We start from the raw sequence: 16,861 nt of genomic DNA, 5'->3' as shown, positions 1-16,861 counted from the left end.
ATCAACCGGCTCAAGGGCAACCGGGCCGTAGCGACCCGCTTCGACAAACTCGCCGTCCGCTACGAAGCCACCGTTCACATCGCCGCGATCAACGAGTGGCTGTGACCGACTTCGACACAGGCCCTAGAACACATCAAGATCAAGGACAGTCTCGCTGAGTTCTGCGAGAAGCACCACCACCGCAGGCCGAACCAGTATTGGCATGACCCGCTCCCCCGTGCTCGCGACTACGTCGGCCGATACATCCCGCCCTGGGCGTAGCCCCTTACCCGGGCACCCACACCGGCAAAGCACATCTGCCGAGCGGGCTTAGCTACGGACGGTGATGGCCGCACCGGCCGCCTACGCGCTCGACCCGCGACATGAGCGGACGTTCAACCTACTTTCCGAGGCTGACTGGTGGTCAACGGTGTGCGCGCAGCTGGGCCGCGATCGACGGGTCCGTGATCCGGGCATCGTCGGCGAGCAGAAACGCCTTGCTGAGGATTAGCGCGAGCCGGTCGTCCTCGAAGGGCAGGAAGACCGGCTCGAGTGGTCCGCGCCGGGACGGCACGATGCAGAGGTACGTATTTCCCGGCTCCATCAGGATGTTCGCGCTGCCCAGGTGGATCTTGTAGGTGTGCAGCTGTCCCCGCACGAAGAGGTAGCGCTCGGTCAGCTCGCATCGATCGGCGATCTTCGTCCGCGGGATGATCCGCTCCAGCGCGCTCCGTCGGGCCTGTGCCGTCGCCGTCAACTCGGCGAGGCTCGCCTCCCGCCAGTAATCGACGTAGAGGTCGTCCCCGCGGTCCAACCATTGGGGATCGGCGGCGATCGAGGTCACGGACACGAACAGGTCCACGTCGCGCATGGCCTCGCTGAGGACGATGGCCGGAACGTCGGCAAGCTGCGCCGTCCGCCAGGCGCCGCCGACCCGGCGATCGAACCACACCCGGTCGGTGCTGGCGCACTCGACGCCGTCCGGTTGTTGGTCGCGGAAGTCATGCCGGAACCCGACCCGCCAGGCCCCGCCGGGCAGGACCCGGTACGCGTCGTCGGTGTCCCCGCCGTCCCACGGACCGAGCCTCGAACACGTCCAGCCCCGGCCCTTCACCAGCGCGTACAGCTGCCGGTAGTGCACGATGTGCGCGGCGAACCGGTTGGAGTAGGTTTCGGTTTGCAGCTCGGCCGGCGTCAGCAGGTAGACCTCCCGGAACGCCTGCTTGAACGGTTGCCGCAGTTCGCGATCGGTGAGCTCATCGCGCCAGCCCCGGATCTCGTTGGCCGCCGAGTTCAGCGGATGCCACAGCCGGATGTCGGCCTCCGGCTCGGGCTCGGGCACGGCCGTCCCGCTCAGATCCGCGAAACCGTCGCCCGTGGGGAGCACCGACCGCCATTGGCCGGACGCGCCCGGTACCTCCCAGATCAGGCGCCGCACCACGCTCCACCCGAGACCGTTCGCCGCCAACTCGTCACGCCAGCGGCGGTACGGCAGCGTGGCGCCGGCGGTGAAGCCAAATTCCAGCGACCGGGCTACCGTCGCGAGATGTCCCCGGGCCTGCTTCACCAGGTCGCGCAGTTCCTTTACGGTGTCGGCGTGGTCGCGCCGTACAGCCGCCGGGACAGTCGCCAGCGCCTTGCCGTCCGCCCGCCGCCAGGCCAGGTCGACGTCGTGGGACAGGGTGATGACCGCGTCATACCCGCCGACGGTCACAGTCCGGACGCCATCGGCCCCGAATCCGAGGTCGGGTAGTCGGAACGCCACGTCGGGCCGATCCCCCAAGGCCCGTTCGATTCGCCGCAGCTCGCGGTCGAGCTGTTTGTGTATGCCCTTGTGCCGGGATGCGGCGCGCGCGGCACGCAGCGCGGCCAACGCCTCCGGCGTGGGGAAGTCCTCGACGGCGCGGGCCACCTCGTACAGCAGCGCCTGCGAGGGGGCTGTCCTGGCGGCGGTCGGCGCCACGGCGACGCCCAGCAGGAGCGGTCGCAGCAGGTCCATCAGCCAGGGCTCGTCCCGCAGCAAGGCGACCCGCACCGCCCGGCCGAGCGCCCCAACCTCGTCCCTCTCGAACGCCGCGTCCGCCTTGTACGCGATCCTGCCGGACTGAATATCCGCGACCCGCCTGTGTGCCGCCTCGAGCGCCCGGTGCGCGAACGACGCGTACTCGGGCAGGTCGGCCAGTCGTTGCCACAGGTCCGGCAGCGGCGGCGGCGAGTGGTACGAGCGCTCCCCGCTCGCCTCGGCGAGCAGCGCCTGCGCGGTGGGGCCGAGCGCGGACACCACAGCGGCCTCGTCCCGGGCGATCGAATGCAGCGACCACGCGAACAGCTTGCTCTCGATACGCGCGGTCAACCCGCCGCCAAGCCCGGCCAGGGCCATCAGCGCGTACGGATGATCAAGCCGGTATCGGTCGCCGAGTAGAGTGACGAGTTTCCCAGCCGATCGCGCCGCCTCCTCCGGCAATGGCCCCTCGCAGCGGGCCAGCGCGTTGACCGCCAGCACCGAATATCCGCCGTACCCGCCCCGCTCCAGCTTCTCGACGGCGACGGACAGCATGGCGGCACACGGTTCCGGCGTGAACGCCGGCTGCCGCAACCGGCCCGCCGTCACGATGGCCCCCACCACCCGGTGGGCGGGGTGCTGCGCCGACAGGCGAAAGGCGACGGGCAGCAGTACGCCGAGCTCCCGGTCGCTGAGCCGGGACGTGTCCACCGGCTCACGCGCGATCGGGTCGTCCTCGGCCGCCCCGGGGACGGTCAGCACCCGCAGCAGGCTGACCGCGTACGGCGACAAGGTCACATCGGGAATCACCGCGGTCATCAACCACCGACCAGGGGAACGAGCCGGAGAAACGTGATCTCGGTGCCCGTCCGAAGTTCGACCTGCGCGTCGAGGTCCTCGACCTGCCGGTCGTCGACGAGCACGATGAATCCGTTGCGACTGAACGCCTCCACCGCGCGATCGTACTGGCGGTGCGGATCGACCCGCCGATGCTCGTACACGGGGGCGCCATTGAGCCCACGCTCGATCTCCGACGGCTGCACCAGTCCCCGGAACTCTCCCGAGCGCCGGGCGTTGTGCTCCGCAACCTCCTGGAACACACGGCGACGAATGACCTCGCGCAGCGGCAGCCGCTCCTCGAAGATCTCCAGATGCCACGCGTCGGGCCCGCGACCCGCGGTCGTTTCATCGACGATGCTTATCATCACCACGGCGGTCAGCCTGCCAAACAGGGCCGACAATTCCCCATCGCGCCGCCTGGCATCTCGTGCCTGCCCAACCGGAGCGACCCCATCCTCTGAACGCCGCTCATGGGTCAAAGTCGCGCGGTCAGCGGCAGTTAAGGACGCGCGAGGGCCCTTTTGCGGGGGCCGTGGGAGGAGCCAATCGCCTCGTGCGGCAGGGGACTCGCCGTGGCAGCGTCGCTCTACGATGGCCTGCATGCTGCCGATCGAGGATGATGCACTGCTGGGCATCCGGCGGAGCGCGGTGTACCGAACCGCCGTGTGGTTGGCTCGCGTGGCCAACCTTGTGCTGCTTCCGGTGGTTGTCTGGGGCATCGTCTCCGTAGCGCAGATTGCGCCCACGCTGCCGCAACCGGTCTTCATGGGGGCCTGGGCAGTCGGCTGCGTGACGCTCGTGCCCGCCGTGCTGCTGTTCTACCGCTCCGGCATCCCCTTCGGGCGCAGGGGCTTGACCTGGGTCACCGACGAGCGTGTTGGCAACGCGATCCTTCGGGATGTCTTTTGGCTCCGCCGCTGACGAGCAGTGGTTCTCGCCAAAGCCGTACCCGCGACGGAGAGGCAGGCAACGGCTCATCGGCACGACCGTGCGCCGGCTTGACCCGGTTGTCGTGACGCTGCATAGGCGCGGTCGGCGGCAGATGAGTGCAGGCGCTGCGGTCCTCACCCGCCTGTTTCTTCGCATGACATGATCCGGCGCATGGACATGCCGGCTCCGCTGCCCATTGATCTGAACACGCCGTATGTGGCCGTTGACCTCGACGTTCTCGACCGAAACTTGCGCGTCATGGCGGCGAGGGCCACCGCACAGGGACTCGCGCTGCGGCCACACGCCAAGGCCCATAAATGCTTGCAGATCGCCCGCCGTCAGATCGACCTCGGCGCGGTCGGTCTGACCGTGGCGACCGTCAGCGAGGCCGAGGTGTTCGCCAAGGCAGGATTCACGGACCTGTTCATCGCCTACCCCGTCTGGGCGTCACCTGCGCGTGCGACACGGTTACGTGCCCTCGCCGAGCAGGTGTCGCTGCGGGTAGGGGTCGATTCGGCCGAGGGCGCGCAGGCACTGGCCGACGCCGTTGGGGAACCAGGAGTCGAGGTTCTCGTTGAGATCGACAGTGGGCATCACCGCAGCGGGGTGCAGCCCGCAGCGGCAGGCGAGGTGGCTGCTGCCGCAGCTCGAGCCGGACTGCAGGTGACCGGCGTGTTCACCTTCCCCGGTCACGGGTACGGACCCTGCCGCCAGGGCCAAGCAGCGGCCGACGAGGCCGCCGCACTGGACCAGGCGGCGTCGGCGCTTTGCGCCGCAGGTGTAGACGCCACGGTGCGAAGCGGCGGATCGACACCCACGGCGTCCATGGCCGACCCCGAGGCGCTGACCGAGATGCGTCCCGGCGTTTACGTCTTCGGCGACGCACAGCAGGTAGAACTTGGCAGCTGCGCCTGGCCCGACGTGGCGCTCACCGTAGCGGCGACGGTGGTCAGCGGCTCAGGATCACGCATCATCCTCGACGCCGGTAGCAAGGTTCTCGGCGCGGACCAACCAACCTGGGCGACCGGGGGCGGGCGGCTGCCCGATCACCCCGACGCCCACATCACGGCCCTGTCCGAGCACCACTCCACCGCCGTCTTTCCCGAGGATGCACCTGTACCCCGGCGTGGAGACATCGTGCGGGTGGCACCCAACCACGTCTGCTCCGCCGTCAACCTCGCCGACGAACTCGTCGTCGTGTCCGGTGGCCGGGAAATCGACCGCTGGGCGGTCGCCGCCCGCGGCGCCAACACCTGACCGCGAAGGATCGGTGCAACAAGGTGAGGCAGCAAGTTCTTCGAACGCCTCGATGCGCTCATCTCGGCAGTTCCGGGCGTTGGCCGGCGCGGGGTGCTGGCCGCCACGGAGTGTGACGGCTCCCGGCTGGCTGGCGCGCACGGACGGCGGCATGTGCCGACCTTCCTGGTGGTGACGCTGGCTCTGACTATCTGGCCTGATTCCGGCCCCCGATCCGCCCTGGCTACTGCTAGGCGGTGACATTGAAGGTGTAGTCGACGCGCAGCGCGAAGCTGCCGGACTCACCCTGGATGGTCAACGTGTGCGCACCCGGCACAGGGGCGGGGATTGTGATCCAAAGCCCGCAGGCCGTGCCCTCGTACAGTGCGCTGGTCTGTGTGATGGGGTTGCCGTCGACACCACGGTAAGTGATCTTCTCGCCCTCCATCCGTTCGCCGCTGAGCCGCTTGCCATCAAACTTGGCGCTGCCGGTTGCGTCGCGGAGGAACGTGGCGCAGTCGGCTTTCCTGGAGGCGACCACGTTCACCAGCGGCGCGACGATCGGCCGTCCGGCCGGTACCGAGCACTTGCGTCGCACGGTTTCCCCAAAGCTGCCCGCAAAGAACCACACGTCAACGGGCTGGTTCCGGGCGCAGTCGACACCGGAGCGGTCGGAAACCGGGTTGGTGGCGGTTCCCTCGGCCGCTGCCCAGTTCCACCAGCGTTGCTGGATCTCCACCGGCTTGGCCGGCTCCGTTGTCGCAACCGCCCCAGGCTTCTTCTTCGGGTCAGCCTGACGGGCCTCGTTCGCGCACCCAGCCAGGGTCATGGCCGTCACCATCAGGCAACTCGTCAGGGTCGTAGCTCGGATACCCACGCGATTCACGTACGGCAGCATAGAACGATCCGCCAGGACGTCTCGGGGGACCATGGATGGGCCAACACCGCTCTGCGGCAGATGAGGACACCTGGTCCACGCGTGCGCGACCCCAGCTATCGGCGCATCTCCGCAGTGCGCACGGTCGCGAAGCTGCGGTGTGTGAGGCGACGGGAGTGACATGCTTCGCCTATGTTGATCCGTCAGACCAAGGTGCTCCTGGAGTCGATGCTTACCGATGCCGGGGTGAATCCGAGCGTCGTGACCACGGCTGACGTGCGGACGCTCGTCGAGGTGTTCCGGCGGTTCGCCGCGATCTCGATCGATGATGCGGCGCCGCCCGAGGAGGACGGCGATGGCGTCCTCGCCCAGTTCGGAACGTTTGACTTCCGGGGTCAGCGAGAATTCTCGGCTGATCTCACGCGACAGTTCATCGAGGCCGGCGATGAGTACGCACCCATGTGGCAATTGAGTTGCACCTTCCACTGGACTCGCAGTGCAGCGACCGAGGGTTTCGCCTCCGGGCACCTGTGGTCCTTCGGCACGCCCCTTGATGAGTTCTTCGCAGAGGCTGCTGCCCTTCCAGGCTGGGCGTGGGCGCTCGCCGGCGTGCAAGCACCCCGCGACCTCGAGATCACACTCCGAGAGGTCTGAACGTGCGCGCACATCGGCAGATCCGGACACCTCCGCGATGGCCGATACCATGATCAGCATTACGCAGGGTGACTCCGTCATTGCCAAATGGGTCGAACGTGGCGGGCTGACGCATGGTGACGTCGGCAACTCAGTACTGTGCCGATGTGCTACGCGCGGTGCCGGGCCGAAGCGGTCCGTTGACGGCTGAGTTCGACATCGGCTTTGTTGGCGAAGGGGTGGAGGACCGCACCCGGTTGGGCAACCCGGTGATGGTGTTGTTCGAGCAGGTCAAGTCGGTGCGGGCTTGTGTTGTACAAGCGGTAGCGGCATTTTCCGGGGCTTGGTGGTCGTCAACGACTGGCCGGCACGTCCAAGGCGGCGCAACTGGCCAAGCGGCTCGCCACCGCAACGACTGGCCAGGTTCACGCGACAGCCGCTCCCCGACCCCGTCGATCATGAAGTCCGGGCACCACCCCAAAAGGCCACAACAACCACGGTTCACGCGCCACGACTTCATGATCCACGGAATGCCGGTCAGCGCAGCCGGAACCGCCGGGAACACTCGCCGTCGTGGTCGGGCCGGAGCAGGCAGCGCCGGCCGCCGGGCAGAAGTCGGTCGCAGAAGACCCAGTGACGTACGTTCTGCTGGTCCTCGGCCGACACGGTGGTGCCGCCCGGGTCGATCTGCGGCAGGACGTGCGTCCAGTGCGCGACCACCCGGGCGAGCCGCTGGGCGGAGACCTTGTCGCTGACGACGACGGGCAGGTGGATGACCCAGCGCTCGGTCACCGGTCGTACCCCCGCTCGTTGCGGACCCGGGCCTGCTCGGACTGCCAGCGGCGCAGCGCGTCCTTGACCCGGTCGGTCTCCCGCCGGCTCTGCGCGAGCGCGTCGTAGACGACGGCCAGGTCACCGGCGACCCGGTCGAGGAACTCCCGCACCTCCTGCGGGTCAAGGCCGCGCCGGCCCAGCGGAGTCGGCCGGAAGCCCCGCTCCCGCACCTGCCAGGGGCGCAGCGGATGGTAGGCGGCCGAGCGGTAGCAGGTCGGCCCGCTGACCGACCGCTGGCGACGCCGGGCACGCCGGAAGAAGACGCGCATGACAGGACCTGCCTCTCACCGTCGAGATTGACCTGTGGATGGGGCGGGCCCACCGGCCCGCCCCGCACCGACGGACCCACCCCGGCACCTGCCACCGCAGCCTCCAATCAGCAGTACGACAGCAGGGCACACATAACGGCTGAGCAGCGATAACTCCACAGTGGCCGCAGAGGCAGTCAAGCACCGCATCGGATCAGATGCAACGTCTAACAAACGTCGTCTTAGAAGCGTCTAACACTCCTAGGAGGACCCAGCGTTACGTGTCTATTGTTCTTGATACACCGGGAGCGTTTAATTGGGCAGACGTACGTCAACCACGACCTGACCATCGGAGGCAGGGGTGTCACAGGCAGTAGCCGGATCGACCATGCTTCGGCGCCAGCTCGGCAGAAAGCTCGAAGCACTTCGCAAGGCCGCCGGCCTGACGATGGAGAAGGCCGCCGAGGAACTGGACCGAGCGCGAGCGACCCTCTACCGAATCGAGAGTGGCGCTGAGAACGTCCGCTTCCGCGCGGCGGACGTCAAGGAGATGCTCAAGCTCTACGGCGCTTCGGATGAAGACGTCGAACTGGTCCTCGCGATGGCGGCGGCCACCCGCGAGAACAAGAACTGGTGGCACGACTACATCGGCTCCGGCCTGCCCCGCTGGTTCCAGCTCTACATAGGGCTCGAAGCCGCAGCCTCCGACATCCGCAAGTACCAGCCCGAACTGGTCCCCGGCCTCTTCCAGACCCGCGCCTACGCCGAGCAGGTCTTCAACATGCCCGGTGGCTCGATCGACGCCGGAGACAGCGACGAGCGGCAGCGCGCCGTCCAGCTTCGGATCGAACGACAGGGGCTGCTCACCCGGTTCTCGGCCCCGCAACTGAGCGTGATACTCAACGAGGCGGTGTTGCGCCGGCCGGCCGGCAGCGCCATGATCATGGCGGAGCAGCTACACCAGATTCTGAAGGCCGCCGAACTACCCAACGTAACCGTCCAGGTGCTGACTTTTTCTGCCGGGCTGCACGCCGGGGCGATGGCCGGAGCGTTCTCGATCATGGAGTTCCCCCGGGACAGCAGCGGCAAGGAGGTGGAACCGCCGGTCGCTTACCTCGAAGCCGCAACCGGGGCGATCTACCTCGACAAGCCGCACGAGATCGCCGCCTACGATGCCATCTGGGCTGACATGGCGGGCCGTGCCCTCAACGAGTCCCGATCGAAGAGCCTGATCCAGCAAGTCGCAGAGGAGTACTCCCGTGCCTGACCTGACCGGTGCCGTCTGGCGCAAGTCGACCCGCAGCAACAACGGCGGCGACTGCGTCGAGGTCGCCGACAACCTTCCCGGCATCGTGGGGCTACGCGACAGCAAGAACCCGGCTGGCGCGGTACTCGCCTTCAGCCCGAGAGAGTGGTCGCGCTTCGTCGCGAGTGTCAAGCACGGGGCGTTCACGGGCTGAACGGACAAGGCCGCCTCCCCGCACGGTGAGCGGGGAGGCGGCCTTCGGTCTCACTGCACAGCAGAGCGGATCAACGCCCGACCGGAGCGGGTCAGAGCGGCGCCACCCAGTACGGGGCGACGTCCATCCAGCCGTTGGCGCCCGCGCCGTACTTCCGGCCACTGCTGCCGGTGCTCAGGGTGTACCAGGCGTCCACGAAGTCCGGGTCGTCGGTGTACCAGGAGGTCGGGATGGCGTCCAGGATCGCGTTGACCAGCGGGGTGTAGGCGCCACCGTCCACGATCACCAGCAGGGCGTTGGCGATCGCCTTGACCAGCGACGAGTAGTTGGTGTCGCCGTCGTCCTCCATCATGACCACGTCGGCCAGGTTGTACTTGTAGGCCGAGAAGTGCACCAGGAGCTGGTTCGGGTAGTACGTCGTGCCGTCGTGGTCCAGGTACGGCATCTGCACCAGGTCGACCTTGACCTTGCCGTCCAGCCCGAACCCGGCCACCACGTTGTAGATCTCGGCTCCGCCCTTGACCCAGGGCTCCTCGTCGTCGCTGAGCCGGACACCGTTGACCTTGGTGGCCCAGTAGCCGGATGCGGCGGTGACCTCAGCGGCGGAGGTGCGGGACGCGGGTCGCGCCGACGCCGCCTGGCCGATGCCCCGCTGGCTCAACTCCTCGCGCATCAGCTTCAGGCCAGCGGAGAGCGCCCGCTCGGTGTCCACGTCGACGAGCAGCACCGGCCGCTGCGGCACCCGGGCGGCGTCCAGCACCACCGTGCCGCCGGAGCGGTCGTAGGCGGTCACGTTCGTCACCGAGTCGTCGGTCGGGGTGGCGGCCACCAGCGGCGCCTCGCCGCGGGCCAGCGCCGCGCGCATGTCCGGGTGGGCCAGCCGCAGCAGCAGCAGCGAGCCGGTGTCGGCCGGCAAGCCCTTGGCGATCAGCAGCCGCTGGTTGGCGGCGCGCAGGTCGCCGGTGAGCCGGCCGTTCACCTTGACGGTGAGCAGGTCGACCGGGTCGCTCGCGGCACTGGCGCTCAGGCGGTCGCTGGTGGACCGGTCGACGACTGCCAGTTGGCGAGCCACGCCGTCGATGATGGCGAGCACCGGGCTGGCGGCGACGGTCGCCGCTGCCGGTGTGTTGTGGTCGGGCCGGGCGTACGCCGGGCTGGCAACCATTACGGCCAGGGTGGTGGCCGCGATGCCCAACGACCGGGCGGCGCGATGGAAGATACGTGGGTTCACGTGGACTCCTCTGCGTGTCCCGGCCACCGGCTTGTTGGCGGTGATCGAGAGTTTGACGGCGCGGAACCATATAGATATATGCGCATAGCCGCAACGTCAAGGGCCTACCGGTGAACGCAACGCGAACCGACCACCGCGTACCGCGACCGAACAGTCCACAACAGCAAATACCGACGGGCCTCGCCGGTGTGTTGACCCCCCGGACAGCCTCAACCGCTCGCCGGTGCAGCCCTCACGACAATGCGGGAACACCGCGGAGCAGGGTCAGCGCCGAGCGGTCGGAGCTGAGCTGGGACAGCTCGGCGTTGATGAAGTCGGTGAAGAACTCGGCGGGCGACCCGGGGAAGCCAGGCTCCTCACCCGAGTGCCACTGGTGCAGCCACGGCTCGATCTCCACCAGCCCGGCGAGCAGCGGCAGCAGCCGGTGCGTCGGCCACGCCTCCTGCGTCTTCCGGTCGAGGTAGACGGTGGCGAGCGCCTGCGCCTGCGCGAGGTGGTCCCACCCGGCCCAGCCGAGCAGTTCGCTGCCGTCGCTGTCCCGCCCCACCTGTGGGTAGGAGATGAACCTCTCCTTCGGCACGTCGAGCTTGCCGCGCGCCCGCCAGTACGACGGCCGGACGAAGTCCGCCGAGGTGTACTTCGGTGGCACCTCGATGGTGACCGTCTCCCCCGCGTCCTCCCGGCGCTGCAACGCCCAGGTCCGCTCCCACTGCGCGCGCTTGCGCAACCCGGCCGGCTTGTAGCGCTGCGCCGGCAGGTACGGCACGTGCTCGTCGGCGAGCAACTGCCCCAACGTGCGGGTCAGGTCGTAGCTGTCGTGCCCAACCCACAGGTCCAGCACCGCCCGGAAGTCCTGATCGCTACCGACCCGGTCGGCGAGCTGCGCCACCGACAACGGCGTCGGCTGCCCACCCCACAGCTCCGGCGCCTCCAACCGGTCGAGCAGCCAACCCCGCAGCACCGCCGACTGCATCTTCTCCCACCCGTCGGTGGACCAGCGCCGCTTGCACTCCGGCCGTTCGATCAACCCGATGTGCCGGTTGGATTCGATGGTGGCGATCCGCCGCTCCACGAGGGACCGATACTCCGCCGGCCAGTGCGGCTGCGGCCGGTCGATCGGCTTCGACCCGTGCCGGTTGAACCACTCGGTCTGCGCCCCGCTGGTATGCAGCACGATCTCGAAGGCCCGCTCCCCCAACGCTAGCTCCGGCGGGTTGGCGCAGGTCAGGTCCTCGTCGATCAGCCCGTAAAGCCGGTAAACCTCCCAGTCCAACTCCTCCTGAAGCGCGATCATCCGCGCCCGCAGCGAGTGGTATTCCACCTCAACCTCCGCGAGCCGCTGCCGGCTCGGCACCCCCGATGCGGCAATCGCCGCCGGGGTCAAGCTCGACAGCCGCTGCGCCAGCTGATCAATCTCCCGAGCCCGCTCCAACGGGTACGCCCCCGGCAGCGGAAACTCCTGAAGCTTGGTACTAGTGAACTCGAAGAACCGTTCCCAGTCGTCGCTGGTGAAGCCGCCGCCCTCACCTCGGATGCCCTTGTCGTGGCTCACCTGCTTCAACCAAAAGCAGGCGGTCGAGCTGTTCAGCACCCCGAGCAGCCGCAGGTGGTCGTCCTCTGTCGCCCCTTCCGGCAACTTGATCACGGGCGCGTGCCGATTGAAAAGCTTTTCGCCTCGATCAAGCACAAAATGGTTGTGGGTCGAAATGTCAGAAAAGACGATCGACAAGGGAGTAGCGACCCGCCGGCGATAAAACTCGCGATATTCATGCCAGACGAACCCTGGGATTGTCTCGACAGCCACTCCGAATCGCTTGCGTGTAAGCAGCAGTTTCCGGTTCGGCCACATAAAGCGACTGAGACTCGAGGACTCGAAGTCAACAGGCTGCAGATCATCGCCATACGGCCAGGCAGCTACGGTCTCCGGCGAAATATTGAAGTCGCGAACTTCATCTCCCTCGACCATTGGCCTAACGGGCATCCCTCCCCGTCGGATAGCTGTCGCCTCACCGTTTAGCAGATAGGCGTCATCTTCGCCTGTAATTACATAAAAACCGATCGCGTCGGCGATTTTACGTAAACCAACGGTCGACGCACGGTTGACCAGCAGCATCAACCCGACAGCGCCACCACCAGAAAGGCTCCATGGATGAGCCGCAAACTGAACACGAACCATATCCGCAGCGCTCGCCCATAAAGACTCAGAGCCCGGCCGTTCGATCTGCGCAACGATCGCCCGCCACACAGCCCCTCACCCGGGTTGTCTGGGGCGGACGGTTCGCCGCGGACACCAAGCACAGCACGAACAGCAGGTGAACGGCGGCGCTTGTTGGCGCGGCCGACCAGGATCACCGTCGGTGTTCCATGGCCAGGGATGTATGCGCCCGAGGTGTCGATGATCTCGGTCAACTCGACCTCGTGCGCGAAGTAGCTCTCAATGAGCTTCTTGCCGAACTCACGCTTCATGAAGGCGTTGCCGGTGATCTGGCCGACGTGACCGGCGCCCTCGCCGTGCTCGTCGGACCACCTGGCCAGGTCGAAGAAGCGCTTGGCAAACGGCACGTGAGCGCGTACTGCCGGTGGCAGACGGTGGGGTAGATGCTGCGGTAGAGCTGGTTGCGGGCGGAGTCTGCGACAGTGATGTAAGGCGGGTTGCCGACCACCACCGTGTACTGGTTCTCGGCCAGGTAATCCTTGAGCAGGTCGGCGTCCTCGCTCTCGTACGCGAAAATCTCCTTCTTCGCGGCCTCGGCCTCTTCGTTCTGCTGCGCCTGGCTCTCCAACACCTTGAGCAGGTCGCCCTGCGCCCGTGAGCTGAACGCCCCCCACGGCAGCAGCGAGTCGCCGGTCGCCATCCGGACCGGGAAGGCCGGCGTCCGCTCCAGCTTGGTCAGCCCGCACACCTTCATCGCGGCGATCAGCAGCCGGAAGCGGGCGATCGCCACCGCGAAGCCGTTGATGTCCACCCCGATCACCTGCCCGAGCGCCCGCTCCCGGTCCTGCCACTTACCCACCAGCCGGTGGAACGCCCCGAGCAGGAAGTGGCCCGACCCGCAGGTTGGGTCGATGACGCTGGTCGCGGCGAGGCCGAACTCCTTGACCGCCGGCTCGAAGGTCCGGTCGAGGATGAACTCCTCCACGAACTCCGGCGTCTGCAACAGCGCGTACGTCTTCTTCGCGTGCGTCGACAGGTCCTGGTAGAGGTCGCCCAGGAAGCGGGTGTTCAGGTCGTCGCGGCGCAGCGATTCCTGGCCCGCGCCGCGCCGGAAGAAGTCGCTCAGCTCCTCCGCGGCCGGGCCGGAGATGTCGAACCGCCAGGCCGGGTTGTGCTGGTCGAAGATCTTGCCGGTGGCCTTGAGGCCGCGCAGGTAGCCGAACGCCTCCCGCAGCCAGTGCCGGTCGTTGTGCCGGGGTTGGCGATCAGGTACGCCTGCCGGTGCTGCACCGCCCGCTCGGCCGGCGCGGCCGGGTCGGCACCACCGATCCACAGCTTCTCGACCAGCTCGTTGTCCTCGCAGAACCGGACGAACACACAGCCGAGCACCCAGGCCACCGCCGCCTGGTCGAGCACGTCGTCGAGCCACGTCTCGAAGCTGCCGCCGACCCGCTGGGCGGCCTGCGCCTGGGCGTACTCCTGGCGCAGCTCCGCCCGCAGACCCGGCGCCTCCGCGACCTGCCCGCGCAGATCCTCCACCAGGGTCTTGACCTGCGCCTGCAACGCCTTCAGCTCGATCACCGCCAGAGTCTACGGCCGGCCGGCTCAGCCGCGTCGTCCGGCGACAACTGGCGCGGTAGGGGCGCGTGCGGTTCTCCGGTCAGCTTCCGCCGCAGGAACTCCAGCGTCAGCGCCCACACGAAGGCGCACTGCTCGTTGTTCGCCGCCGCGCCGTGCCCGCCCTCGACGTTCTCGTAGTACGCCACCTCGTGGCCGTGCTCGCGCAGCCGGGCCGCCATCTTCCGGGCGTGCCCCGGATGCACCCGGTCGTCGCGGGTCGAGGTGATGAACAGGACCGGCGGGTACGGCCGGCCGCCGCGGACATTGTGGTACGGCGAAAACTCGCGCAGGTAGGCCCAGTCGGCCTCCCGGTCCGGGTCGCCGTACTCGGCCATCCACGAGGCCCCGGCCAGCAGCCGGTGGTATCGCCGCATGTCCAACACCGGCACGCTCGCGACGACAGCCCCGAAGAGCGCGGGGTAGCGGGTCAGCATCACCCCCATCAGCAGCCCACCGTTGCTGCCACCCTCGATGCCGAGCCGCTCCGGCGTGGTGATCCCGCGCTTCACCAGGTCGGCCGCCACCGCCGCGAAGTCCTCGAACGCCCGGGGCCGCTTCTCCCGCATGGCGGCGCGGTGCCACTCGGGGCCGTACTCCCCGCCGCCGCGGATGTTCGCCACCACGTAACTGCCGCCCCGGGCCAGCCAGCCCCGCCCGACGATCCCGCTGTAGTCCGGGGTCTGGGAGACCTCGTAGCCGCCGTACCCGGTGAGCAGCGTCGGCCCGCCGGGCGCATCCGGATCGCCCACCACGAAGTACGGCACCCGGGTTCCGTCGGCCGAGGTGGCGAAGAACTGGCGTACCGCCAGGCCGTCCGGGTCGAAGAACGCCGGCTCCCGCTTGAGCGTCTCGACCGCGCCGCCGACCTGGCCGAGCCGCAGCGCCGCCGGTTGCAGGAACCCTTCGGAGGCGAGCAGGTAGGCGTCGTTGTGGTCCGGGTCGGTCTTCACGATCCGGCTGTGGTCGAACTCCGGCACCCCGGCGAGCGGCTCCCGTCGCCAACCCGTCTCGCCGGGCGTCAGCACCTCCAGCCGGCTCCGCACGTCGGCCAGCGTGGCCAGGATCAGGTGGTTGCGGGTCCAGAGGTAGTCGCTCAGCGCCGTGCGGGCGTCGGGCCGGAACAGCACCGCCAGCTCCCGCGCGCCGGCCAGGAACGCGTCGAACCGGGTTGCCAGCAGCGCGCCCGCCGGATGGGTCACCCCGCCGACCGTCCACGGCGAGCGCAGCCGGATCAGCAGCCACTCCCGGTGCACGTCCCACTGGGCGTCCTCCGGCACGGCGATCCGGATCCGCTCACCCGACTCGGTCAGCAGGTAGCTCTCCCTGCGGTAGAAGTCCAGGCTCCGGCCCACGAAGTCACGCTCGAAGCCGGGCGTCGCGTCATGCCAGGCATGCACCCCCACATCGTCCGCGCGCCCCTCGTGGACGACGTCGGCCGCGGACAGCGGCGTGCCCCGCCGCCACCGCTTGGCGATGCGTGGGTAACCGGACGAGGTCAGCGAACCGGGCCCGAAGTCGGTGCCGACGTAGATGTGGTCGGCGTCGATCCAGCAGACGCCGGTCTTCGCCTCGGGCAGCGTGAAGCCGTCCTCGACGAAGGCCCGGCGGACCAGGTCGAACTCCCGCACCACGACCGCGTCGGCGCCGCCCCGGGACAGGCTGATCAGGCAGCGCTGGTATCCGGGCCGCAGCACCGTCACCTCCTGCCAGACCCAGTTCTCGCCCTCCTCGGCGGCCAGCGCGTCGACGTCGAGCAGCACGTCCCACTCCGGCTCGGGCCGGCGGTACTGGTCCAGCGTCGTCCGCCGCCAGACCCCCCGCGGGTGCGTCGCGTCCGTCCAGAAGTTGTAGTAGAAATCGTCCCCACGCCACCCCGGGCAGGGGATGCGGCCCTCGGCATCGAGCACCGACCGGATTTCGGTCCGCAGGGCGGTGAACGTTTCGCTTCCGGTCAGCGTGGTCAGGGTCTCCGCGTTGCGGTCCCGCACCCACCCGGCGGCGTCCGCGCCATCAAGTTCTTCCAGCCAGAGGTACGGGTCATCGCCCTCATCGATCAACCTCGCCACCTTCGCCACTATCCCTGACGAGTGACCACCATCCACGCACTGTCGGCATGCCGACTGAGCGTTAGTCCCAGGTCTGACTGATATCGAGAATTTCCAGCCCAGGGGGCATCGCCGGCAACACGATCTTCGGGTCCTGGGTGACCAGATAGCAGCGGTAGAGCGCGGCGGTCGCGACAGCGTGCGCGACATCCAACGACACATGTGAACGCGCGGCGATACGGGCGACCCGTCGGCTCGTGGCCGCGTCGTAGACCGCTACCTGGATGTCGCGGTCCTTCGTGAACAACAGGTCAAGCATGGTGGCGGCTGCGGTGCCCGCCAGTTCGAGCTGCGCCTGCCCCAGGCAGAGGGCGGGGACCCACACCTGCTGCTCCGGATCCTCCTGCGCGAGGGTCAGCATGGCACCAGGTTCGACGCTGGCCCCCGAGGCGTAGGCGAGAAGAGCAGAGGTGTCGAGGACCAGGCCGTTCACGCGGCTGCGGTCCCCTCATCGTCGAACTGACGAAGCCACTCGAGATTGCGGGCATGCTGCTCGTCACTGATCGGTGGGAGAGCCGCCAGGCGGGCCCTTGTCCGCTCCACGTCTTCATCGGTGACCACATAACCGAGCTGTGCCCACCGCGCACGGAGATCGTCGGCCCGCATCTTCCGGCGAAGGACTCCGGCGATGAAACCGGACGTGTTGCCCTGCGTGCGCTCGACGTACGCGGCCACGTCGTCGGGCAAACTGATCGTGATGCGGCGCGTCAT

The 16,861-nt window shown here is 68.2% G+C and carries 14 protein-coding genes and 1 pseudogene; 5 read left to right on the top strand and 10 right to left on the bottom strand.

From position 1 onward, the window contains the following. Positions 1-403: 403 nt before the first annotated feature. Together KBX37_RS14200 and KBX37_RS14195 are read right to left on the bottom strand one after the other, a co-directional pair. On the bottom strand, positions 404-2,800 hold the full coding sequence (locus KBX37_RS14200) for a DUF4132 domain-containing protein (protein WP_210776358.1): 2,397 nt from the start codon (positions 2,798-2,800) through the stop codon (positions 404-406). Then, positions 2,800-3,222, bottom strand: coding sequence for a hypothetical protein (locus tag KBX37_RS14195; RefSeq protein ID WP_247657992.1), 423 nt, complete (start codon positions 3,220-3,222; stop codon positions 2,800-2,802). The genes KBX37_RS14200 and KBX37_RS14195 overlap by 1 nt, the downstream gene beginning before the upstream one ends. 199 nt (positions 3,223-3,421) lie before the next feature. Here KBX37_RS14195 and KBX37_RS14190 point away from each other — a divergent pair, with 199 nt between their 5' ends. Both KBX37_RS14190 and KBX37_RS14185 read left to right on the top strand, forming a co-directional pair. Then, positions 3,422-3,742, top strand: a complete 321-nt coding sequence (locus KBX37_RS14190; RefSeq protein ID WP_210776357.1) for a hypothetical protein — start codon at positions 3,422-3,424, stop codon at positions 3,740-3,742. 180 nt (positions 3,743-3,922) lie between these two features. Continuing rightward, positions 3,923-5,008, top strand: coding sequence for an alanine racemase (locus tag KBX37_RS14185; RefSeq protein WP_247657990.1), 1,086 nt, complete (start codon positions 3,923-3,925; stop codon positions 5,006-5,008). Positions 5,009-5,237: 229 nt separating this feature from the next. Here the strand turns inward: KBX37_RS14185 and KBX37_RS14180 are convergent, their stop codons facing one another. Then, positions 5,238-5,828, bottom strand: coding sequence for a hypothetical protein (locus KBX37_RS14180; RefSeq protein WP_210776356.1), 591 nt, complete (start codon positions 5,826-5,828; stop codon positions 5,238-5,240). 228 nt (positions 5,829-6,056) lie between these two features. Here KBX37_RS14180 and KBX37_RS14175 point away from each other — a divergent pair, with 228 nt between their 5' ends. Further along, positions 6,057-6,518 (top strand): hypothetical protein, encoded by a 462-nt coding sequence (locus tag KBX37_RS14175; protein ID WP_210776355.1) that lies wholly within the window; start codon positions 6,057-6,059, stop codon positions 6,516-6,518. A 516-nt stretch (positions 6,519-7,034) separates the two neighbouring features. On the opposite strand, the gene KBX37_RS14170 is transcribed toward KBX37_RS14175, so the two are convergent. Next, the gene (locus KBX37_RS14170; RefSeq protein WP_210776354.1) at positions 7,035-7,289 is read right to left on the bottom strand and encodes a hypothetical protein; all 255 of its coding nucleotides are present in this window, start codon (positions 7,287-7,289) and stop codon (positions 7,035-7,037) included. Beyond that, positions 7,286-7,600 carry a DivIVA domain-containing protein gene (locus KBX37_RS14165; RefSeq protein WP_210776353.1) on the bottom strand — a complete coding sequence of 105 codons (315 nt, stop codon included), beginning with the start codon at positions 7,598-7,600 and terminating at the stop codon, positions 7,286-7,288. The genes KBX37_RS14170 and KBX37_RS14165 overlap by 4 nt, the downstream gene beginning before the upstream one ends. Positions 7,601-7,967: 367 nt before the next feature. Here KBX37_RS14165 and KBX37_RS14160 point away from each other — a divergent pair, with 367 nt between their 5' ends. Next, positions 7,968-8,846: a helix-turn-helix transcriptional regulator gene (locus tag KBX37_RS14160; protein ID WP_210776364.1), complete on the top strand. Its 879-nt coding sequence runs from the start codon at positions 7,968-7,970 to the stop codon at positions 8,844-8,846. Beyond that, positions 8,839-9,039 carry a DUF397 domain-containing protein gene (locus KBX37_RS14155; protein ID WP_210776352.1) on the top strand — a complete coding sequence of 67 codons (201 nt, stop codon included), beginning with the start codon at positions 8,839-8,841 and terminating at the stop codon, positions 9,037-9,039. The genes KBX37_RS14160 and KBX37_RS14155 overlap by 8 nt, the downstream gene beginning before the upstream one ends. A 91-nt stretch (positions 9,040-9,130) precedes the next feature. On the opposite strand, the gene KBX37_RS14150 is transcribed toward KBX37_RS14155, so the two are convergent. The 5 genes and pseudogenes from KBX37_RS14150 to KBX37_RS14135 all read right to left on the bottom strand — a co-directional run bounded on the left by KBX37_RS14150 (position 9,131) and on the right by KBX37_RS14135 (position 16,861). After that, positions 9,131-10,270 carry a DUF3103 family protein gene (locus KBX37_RS14150; RefSeq protein WP_210776351.1) on the bottom strand — a complete coding sequence of 380 codons (1,140 nt, stop codon included), beginning with the start codon at positions 10,268-10,270 and terminating at the stop codon, positions 9,131-9,133. A gap of 232 nt (positions 10,271-10,502) precedes the next feature. Next, a pseudogene (gene pglX, locus KBX37_RS35975) lies at positions 10,503-14,006 on the bottom strand (BREX-2 system adenine-specific DNA-methyltransferase PglX). Then, complete coding sequence (locus tag KBX37_RS14140) at positions 14,003-16,111, bottom strand: prolyl oligopeptidase family serine peptidase (RefSeq protein WP_307849067.1); 2,109 nt, start codon at positions 16,109-16,111, stop codon at positions 14,003-14,005. The pseudogene pglX and the gene KBX37_RS14140 overlap by 4 nt, the downstream one beginning before the upstream one ends. A 61-nt stretch (positions 16,112-16,172) precedes the next feature. Beyond that, entirely contained in the window at positions 16,173-16,583 is a 411-nt protein-coding gene (locus KBX37_RS34460) for a hypothetical protein (protein ID WP_247657982.1), read from the bottom strand. Then, positions 16,580-16,861 (bottom strand): hypothetical protein, encoded by a 282-nt coding sequence (locus KBX37_RS14135; RefSeq protein WP_210776349.1) that lies wholly within the window; start codon positions 16,859-16,861, stop codon positions 16,580-16,582. Before KBX37_RS14135 ends, KBX37_RS34460 begins: the two co-directional genes overlap by 4 nt.

The organism is Micromonospora sp. U56 (assembly GCF_018070095.1).
GTDB lineage: Bacteria > Actinomycetota > Actinomycetes > Mycobacteriales > Micromonosporaceae > Micromonospora > Micromonospora purpureochromogenes.
Note: the sequence above shows the minus strand (reverse complement) of the source record. Positions and strands in the feature narration are given on the sequence as shown.